Annotated in this window: 8 protein-coding genes; 6 read left to right on the plus strand and 2 right to left on the minus strand. The window is 70.2% G+C overall.

The window, feature by feature from the left end:
- Positions 1 to 87: 87 nt before the first annotated feature.
- From JMJ56_RS20725 to JMJ56_RS20750, 6 genes are all read left to right on the plus strand, one after another.
- The gene (locus tag JMJ56_RS20725) at positions 88 to 1,134 is read left to right on the plus strand and encodes an alpha/beta hydrolase (RefSeq protein WP_202833672.1); all 1,047 of its coding nucleotides are present in this window, start codon (positions 88 to 90) and stop codon (positions 1,132 to 1,134) included.
- A gap of 10 nt (positions 1,135 to 1,144) precedes the next feature.
- Positions 1,145 to 1,450, plus strand: a complete 306-nt coding sequence (locus JMJ56_RS20730; RefSeq protein WP_202833673.1) for a hypothetical protein — start codon at positions 1,145 to 1,147, stop codon at positions 1,448 to 1,450.
- 63 nt (positions 1,451 to 1,513) lie between these two features.
- Entirely contained in the window at positions 1,514 to 3,304 is a 1,791-nt protein-coding gene (locus JMJ56_RS20735) for an IlvD/Edd family dehydratase (RefSeq protein ID WP_202833674.1), read from the plus strand.
- Positions 3,305 to 3,430: 126 nt separating this feature from the next.
- Positions 3,431 to 3,679 carry a hypothetical protein gene (locus JMJ56_RS20740; protein ID WP_202833675.1) on the plus strand — a complete coding sequence of 83 codons (249 nt, stop codon included), beginning with the start codon at positions 3,431 to 3,433 and terminating at the stop codon, positions 3,677 to 3,679.
- Between the two features lie 68 nt (positions 3,680 to 3,747).
- The gene (locus tag JMJ56_RS20745) at positions 3,748 to 4,497 is read left to right on the plus strand and encodes an SDR family oxidoreductase (protein WP_202833676.1); all 750 of its coding nucleotides are present in this window, start codon (positions 3,748 to 3,750) and stop codon (positions 4,495 to 4,497) included.
- A 72-nt stretch (positions 4,498 to 4,569) separates the two neighbouring features.
- Complete coding sequence (locus tag JMJ56_RS20750) at positions 4,570 to 5,421, plus strand: fumarylacetoacetate hydrolase family protein (protein WP_202833677.1); 852 nt, start codon at positions 4,570 to 4,572, stop codon at positions 5,419 to 5,421.
- A 49-nt stretch (positions 5,422 to 5,470) separates the two neighbouring features.
- Here the strand turns inward: JMJ56_RS20750 and JMJ56_RS20755 are convergent, their stop codons facing one another.
- Together JMJ56_RS20755 and JMJ56_RS20760 are read right to left on the minus strand one after the other, a co-directional pair.
- Complete coding sequence (locus JMJ56_RS20755; protein ID WP_202833678.1) at positions 5,471 to 6,445, minus strand: 2-hydroxyacid dehydrogenase; 975 nt, start codon at positions 6,443 to 6,445, stop codon at positions 5,471 to 5,473.
- 57 nt (positions 6,446 to 6,502) lie between these two features.
- Positions 6,503 to 6,862, minus strand: a complete 360-nt coding sequence (locus tag JMJ56_RS20760) for a hypothetical protein (RefSeq protein ID WP_202833679.1) — start codon at positions 6,860 to 6,862, stop codon at positions 6,503 to 6,505.
- Positions 6,863 to 6,935: the final 73 nt, after the last annotated feature.

The following is a 6,935-nucleotide window of genomic DNA, read 5'->3' on the forward strand; positions in this document are numbered from 1 at the left end:
GCACATGACGATCCGCCGGAGGGTAGTGGAATAGGGCCGCTTCCGCGCTAGGCTGGCATCAAAGACCCATCCAGCGAGGAAGACCCAATGCACCGCCGCGCGATGCTCGCCGCCCCCCCTGCCCTCGCCGCCGCCTCCCTGCTGCCCGCCGCCGCCGGGGCCCAGGGGCCGGCGGTGCAGACCGAGGAGTTCATGGTTCCCTCCAAGGATGCGGGGATCGAGCTGTTCCTCCGCAACAAGCACCAGGAGGGATTGCAGCCCCGGCCGGACCGCACGCTGCTCTTCGTCCACGGCGCCACCTACCCGGCCAGCACCGCCTTCGACCTGCCGCTCGGCGGCCTCTCCTGGATGGACTACATCGCCGGCCGCGGCTTCGATGTCTGGTGCCTCGACCTGCGCGGCTATGGCCGCAGCACCCGCCCCCCGGAGATGGCGCAGCCGCCCGAGGCCAGCCAGCCGCTCGTCCGTGGCGAGACGGCCGTCGCCGACATTGCCTCGGCCGCCGCCTTCATCCGCCAGCGCCGCGGCCTGCCGAAGATCGTCCATATGGGCTGGTCCTGGGGCACCAGCCTGATGGCCCGCTTCACCGCCGACAACCCCTCGCTCGTCGAACGCCTGGTCCTCTACGCCCCGCAATGGCTGCGCGACGAGCCGAGCCTGGCCGCCGCCGGCACCTCCGGCGAGCTCGGCGCCTATCGCTACGTGACGCAGGCCCAGGCCCGCGAGCGCTGGATGACCGGCGTGCCGGAGGCCAGGCGTGCCGCCCTCATCCCCCCCGGCTGGTTCGAGCACTGGGCCGGCGTCACCTGGGCGACCGACCCGGAGGGCCAGCGCCGCAACCCGCCCGCGCTCCGTGCCCCGAACGGCGTGGTGCAGGACGGCCGCGAGTTCTGGCAGGCGGGCAAGCCCTTCTACGACCCGGCCAAGATTACCGCCCCGACCCTGCTGGTGGTCGCCGAATGGGACCGCGACACGCCGCCGGCGCTGGCCAACACCCTCTTCCCGCTGCTGACCGCGAGTCCCGGCAAGCGCCTGGTCCAGCTCGCCGAGGGGACCCATAGCATCGTCATGGAGCGCAACCGCGGCGCGCTCTTCCAGGCGGTGCAGGTCTTCCTCGAAGAAGCCATCACCTGACAGAGCCGCCATGCGCCTGTCCCTCGCCCTTCTCGCCTGCTCCCTGCCGATGGCGGCCGCCGCGCAGGAGGCCTCGGTCCGCATCACCAACCGGGGCGCCCGCGCCATCAACGAGATCTACGTCGCCTCGGCCGGGGTGAATGCCTGGGGCGAGGACAGGCTCGGCAGCAGGACTCTTGGCTCCGGCGCCAGCCACCTCGTCGCCCTGCCACCCGGCCAATGCGTGAACGACATCCGCATCGTCCTCGACGGCGGCGAGGCGAGGGAGCGCCGCCGGTTCAATACCTGCGCCCAGGGCGACCTCGTCTTTCCGTAACGGCACGCATCGTTGACAGACAGGGTCCGGAGAACGACGTTCACGTCAGCGGGAGTAATCGCCATGGCCAGTTCCGACCAGACCAAGAAGTCCTTCAAGCTGCGCAGCCAGCGCTGGTTCGACGACCCGGAGGACCCGGGCATGACCGCGCTCTATGTCGAGCGCTTTCTCAATTTCGGCATGACCCGCGGCGAGCTGCAATCCGGCAAGCCGATCATCGGCATCGCCCAGACCGGAAGCGACATCGCCCCCTGCAACCGCCACCACCTGGCGCTGGCCGAGCGGGTGAAGGCTGGCATCCGTGACGCCGGCGGCATCCCGCTCGAATTCCCGATCCACCCGATCCAGGAGACCGGCAAGCGCCCGACCGCGGCGCTCGACCGCAACCTGGCCTATCTCTCGCTGGTCGAGATCCTGCACGGCTACCCGATGGACGGCGTGGTGCTGACCGCCGGCTGCGACAAGACGACGCCCGCCGTGCTGATGGGCGCGGCGACGGTCAACATCCCCGCCATCGTCCTCTCCGGCGGGCCGATGCTCGACGGCCACTGGAAGGGCCGGTTGACCGGCAGCGGCACCATCGTCTGGGAAGGCCGCAAGCTGCTCGCCGAGGGCAAGATCGACTATGACGGCTTCATGGAGCTGGTCGCCTCCTCCAGCACCAGCGTCGGCCATTGCAATACCATGGGTACGGCGCTCTCGATGAACTCGCTGGCCGAGGCGCTGGGCATGTCCCTGCCCGGCTGCGCCGCCATCCCCGGCCCCTACCGCGAGCGCGGCCAGATCGCCCACGCGACCGGCAAGCGCATCGTCGAGATGGTCCACGAGAACCTGCGCCCCTCCGACATCCTGACGCGCGAGGCCTTCGAGAACTCGATCGTCGCCGCCTCCGCCCTCGGCGCCTCCACCAACTGCCCGCCGCATATCCTCGCCATTGCCCGCCACATGGGCGTCGAGCTGAAGATCGAGGACTGGGACCGCATCGGCCACGACATCCCGCTGCTGGTCGATTGCCAGCCGGCCGGGCGCTTCCTCGGCGAGGCCTTCCACCGCGCCGGCGGCGTGCCCGCGGTGATGAAGGAGCTGCTGAACGCCGGCAAGCTGCATGGCGGGGTGATGACCGTCACCGGCCGCAGCCTCGCCTCCAATGTCGAGATGCTGGAGGAGCCGGACCGCGAGGTGATCCGCCACTACAGCGTGCCGATGAAGGAGAAGGCCGGCTTCGCCATCCTGTCGGGCAACATCTTCGACAGCGCGGTCATGAAGATCAGCGTGATCGACAAGGCTTTCCGCAACCGTTTCCTGTCGAACCCGCCCAACGTATTCGAGGGCAAGGTCGTCGTCTTCGAGGGGCCGGAGGACTACCACGACCGCATCGAGGACCCCTCGCTCGGCATCGACGAGCACACCGTCCTCGTCATCCGCAATTGCGGCCCGGTCGGTTATCCCGGCAGCGCCGAGGTGGTGAACATGCAGCCGCCCGCGGCGCTGCTGAAGGCCGGCATCGACAGCCTGCCCACCATGGGCGACGGGCGGCAGAGCGGCACCTCGGCCAGCCCCTCCATCCTCAATGTCTCGCCCGAGGCGGCGGTCGGCGGCGGCCTCGCCCTGCTGAAGTCGGGCGACCCGATCCGCATCGACCTCAACACCCGCAAAGTCGACCTGCTGATCCCCGAGGATGAGCTGGCCGCCCGCCGCGCCGCCTGGCAGCCGCCCAAGCTGGTCAACAAGACCCCCTGGGAGGAGATCCAGCGCAGCATGGTCGGCCAGCTCGGCACCGGCGGCTGCCTGGAGCCGGCGACACTTTACCTCGACGTGTTGAACACCCGCGGCGAGAGCCGCCACAACCACTGACGGGTGCGGCCATATCCATTTCATGGATATGGCCCATCCACCCTTTGCCATTTGCGCTGCGGCGCAACAGCCCTATCTCTCTTCGCAACGGGTGGCCATCGCGCCGCCCACCGAGGAGAGACTTCCATGCGCAACCCCATGATGCCGCTTGCCGCCGCGCTGCTGCTCGGCCTGGCTGCGCCCGCCCTGGCGCAGCAGGCCCCGGAGGAGAGCACCGCGGCCCGGACGCTGGCGCAGAATGCCCGCGTCTCCGTCTACCAGGCCATGGCCACCGAGGCGGGCCGGGTGCCCGATGCCGCACCGTCCGTGGCGGTCACCTATCCCCGCAATCCGCCGGCCCGGCGCCTCGCCATCGCCAGCAACCAGACCCGCTGACCCGCCCCCCCGGGTTGACGCCAGCCGCCCGGCCGTGATCATGACCCCCGGAATACGGGGGGCAGGTCATGGCGGGCAGGCTGGCGGGCAAGCGGTGCTTCGTGACGGCGGCAGGCCAGGGCATCGGCCGGGCCTCCGCCCTCGCCTATGCGGCGGAAGGCGCCAGCGTCGTCGCCACCGATCTCAGCGTCGGGAAGCTGGCTGGCCTTGAGGCCGCGGGCATCGAGACGATGGCGCTCAACGTGCTCGACGACGCCGCCGTCGCCGCCGCCATCCAGCACGCCGGGCCGCTCGACGTGCTGTTCAACTGCGCCGGCTTCGTCCATCAGAACACCATCGAGACCTGCACCGATCAGGAATGGGATTTCGGCTTCGCGCTGAATGTCCGCTCCATGTGGCAGACGATCCGTGCCGCGCTGCCGGGGATGCTCAGCCAGGGTGGCGGCGTGATCGTCAACATGTCCTCCGCCTGTTCCTCGGTGAAGGGGGCGCCGAACCGCTTCCTCTACGGCACCACCAAGGCTGCGGTGATCGGGCTGACGAAATCCGTCGCCACCGAGTATGTGACGCGCGGCATCCGCTGCAACTGCCTCTGCCCCGGCACGGTCGATACGCCGAGCCTCGGCGAGCGCATCTCCGCCAACGCCGCCGCCGCCGGCAGCGAGGAGGCGGCCCGCGCCGCCTTCGTCTCCCGCCAGGCCATGGGCCGCCTCGCCACCGCGGAGGAGATGGCCGCGCTCGTCGTCTATCTCTCCGCCCCTGAAAGCACTTTCGTTACCGGCCAAGCCATCGTCATCGATGGCGGCTGGACGCTGTAGTTTTCGCGCCGGCACGAAGCCGCCACACCAACCCTTCGTGCCGGCGCCTCGATTTTCCCAGGAGACGCATCCATGAAGCTGCTGCGCTACGGCCCCGAGGGCCAGGAAAAACCGGGCATGCTCGACGCCTCGGGCACCATCCGCGACCTCTCGGGCATCGTCCCCGACCTCGCCGGCGAGGCGCTCTCCGCCGCAAGCCTGTCGAAGCTCGCCGGCATCGACCCCGCGACCCTGCCCGCCGTCCCCGGCAACCCGCGCCTCGGCCCGCCGGTCACGGGCATGAAGAACCTCATCTGCATCGGCCTCAACTATGCCGACCACGCCGCCGAGACCGGCGCGCCGGTGCCGAAGGAGCCGATCGTCTTCCTGAAGTCGCTCGGCGCCCTCAGCGGCCCGAACGACGACGTCATCATCCCCCGCGGCAGCGTGAAGACCGACTGGGAGGTCGAGCTCTGCATCGTCATCGGCTCCCGCGCCAAGTGCGTGAGCGAGGAGCAGGCCCTCGACCACGTCGCCGGCTATGCGGTGGGCAACGACGTCTCCGAGCGCGAGTGGCAGATCGAGCGCGGCGGCGCCTGGGACAAGGGCAAGGGCTGCGACACCTTCGGCCCAGTCGGCCCCTGGCTCGTCACCAAGGACGAGGTGCCGGACCCGCAGAACCTCTCGATGTTCCTCGATGTCGACGGCAAGCGCATGCAGGACGGCAGCACGCGCACCATGATCTTCGGGGTGAAGACCATCGTCTCCTACGTCTCGGGCATGATCACCCTGCACCCGGGCGACGTGATCTTCACCGGCACGCCGCCGGGCGTCGGCCTCGGCCAGAAGCCCTCGCCGGTCTTCCTGAAGGCCGGGCAGAGCATGACGCTCGGCATCCAGGGGCTCGGCGAGCAGACGCAGCGGACAGTCGCCTACGAGGGCTAGCCGCCTGCGATCGTCCTGGGTGCGGGCACCCAGGACGTGAATCGCCGGCTCAGCCAACAGCCAGCTCGGGGATGACCCAGAGGGGGTTCTCCCCGCGCGCCACGCGCTGGCAGTTGTCGAAGGCGTTGCGGAAGCGGGCCTGCTGGTTGTCCCAGGTCGGGCCTGCGAAATGCGGCGTGAGGGTCACGTTCTTCAGGCGGAAGAGCGGGTTGCCGGCGGCCGGGGGCTCCTGGTCGAAGACGTCGAGGCCGGCGCCGGCGATGGTGCCGGCCTCCAGCGCCGCCGTCAGCGCCACCTCGTCCACCACCGGGCCGCGGCAGGTGTTGATGAGGTAGGCCGAGGGCTTCATCCGCGCGAGCTCGGCCGCGCCGATCATGTGCCGGCTGGCCGGCGTCAGCGGCACGTGCAGCGAGACGATGTCGCTGTTGCGCAGGATCTCGCCGAGCAGCTTGAAGCGGACCTCGAGCGCATCCTCCTCCGCCTCCGAGACGCGGCGGATGTCGTAGTAGTGCACCGTCATGCCGAAGGCATTGGCCAGCCGCGCCACCTTCTTGCCGATGGCGCCGAGCCCCACGATGCCGAGGGTCTTATCGCGCAGCTCGTAGAGCTTCACCTGGCTCGGGTCGTTGCCGCGCCAGCGGCCGGCGACGACGTTCTCGTGCTGGGTGACGAGGCGGCGGCAGGTGGCGAGCATCAGCAGCAGCGCATGCTCGGCGACCGCGGTGGAGTTGGCGCCGCCGTTGTTGCAGACGGGGATGCCCGCCGCCCGCGCCGCCTCGATATCGACCGTATCGTAGCCGGCCGAGAGCAGCTGGAAAAGCTTCAGCCGTGGTGCGGCCGCGTAGAAGCCGGCATCGATCGCCCGGTTGCCGAAGCCGACGAGGTACTCCGCCTGCCCGATCGCCGCCTTGAACTCCGGGCTGCCGAAGGGGGCCACCACCAGCTCCATGCCGGAGGGCGCGAGTTCCCTGGCGATGTCGGCGGCGCTGAGCGCGCTGTCCATCATGACGATGCGTGGCGGCATGGGCGTACCTTCTCCCCCTTGGAATTCGGAGAGAGTGTCGCGGAACCGGGCATGCGCCTAGGCCCGGCCGGGTGGAGAGGGGGCATCGGGGGCCTCCGGCCGGCGGTCCGTGGCCATCCAGGCTCCGCGCCGCCGCCGCGGCCTCGAAGCGGCGGTCCTGCGCTTCGCCGCCGCGGCGGCGACCGGGGCGAGGGTGGCGCGGAGGGTCTCCGGCAGGGCGATGGGCTCGGGCGCCAGGTCGAGGCGGCCAGCCTCGACGCGGGCGAGGTCGGGGGCGGCATTCACGATGGCCAGCCGCGTGTTGGGCGGGAAGGTCATCGGCGGGAGGGCATGGCTGCCGGTCTTGTCGGTACCCGGAATTGTTACGGATTCGGTCAGATAGCCGTGGCCAGCATGGAACTCAGCGGCGGCGCTCATGCCGGCTCCATCCACCTTGGGATGCGGGCGCGGCCTGCGACGAAGCGGTGCATGGAGTGCAGCGTGCGCCAGA

Origin of the sequence: Belnapia arida, from assembly GCF_016773205.1 — a bacterium.
GTDB classification, from domain to species: Bacteria; Pseudomonadota; Alphaproteobacteria; order Acetobacterales; family Acetobacteraceae; genus Belnapia; species Belnapia arida.

Bases quoted from the DNA above. Each gene is read 5' to 3' on its own strand.
- JMJ56_RS20725 (WP_202833672.1), top strand. From the start codon at position 88: ATGCACCGCCGCGCGATGCTCGCCGCCCCCCCTGCCCTCGCCGCCGCC.
- JMJ56_RS20730 (WP_202833673.1), top strand. From the start codon at position 1,145: ATGCGCCTGTCCCTCGCCCTTCTCGCCTGCTCCCTGCCGATGGCGGCC.
- JMJ56_RS20735 (WP_202833674.1), top strand. From the start codon at position 1,514: ATGGCCAGTTCCGACCAGACCAAGAAGTCCTTCAAGCTGCGCAGCCAG.
- JMJ56_RS20740 (WP_202833675.1), top strand. From the start codon at position 3,431: ATGCGCAACCCCATGATGCCGCTTGCCGCCGCGCTGCTGCTCGGCCTG.
- JMJ56_RS20745 (WP_202833676.1), top strand. From the start codon at position 3,748: ATGGCGGGCAGGCTGGCGGGCAAGCGGTGCTTCGTGACGGCGGCAGGC.
- JMJ56_RS20750 (WP_202833677.1), top strand. From the start codon at position 4,570: ATGAAGCTGCTGCGCTACGGCCCCGAGGGCCAGGAAAAACCGGGCATG.
- JMJ56_RS20755 (WP_202833678.1), bottom strand. From the start codon at position 6,445: ATGCCGCCACGCATCGTCATGATGGACAGCGCGCTCAGCGCCGCCGAC.
- JMJ56_RS20760 (WP_202833679.1), bottom strand. From the start codon at position 6,862: ATGAGCGCCGCCGCTGAGTTCCATGCTGGCCACGGCTATCTGACCGAA.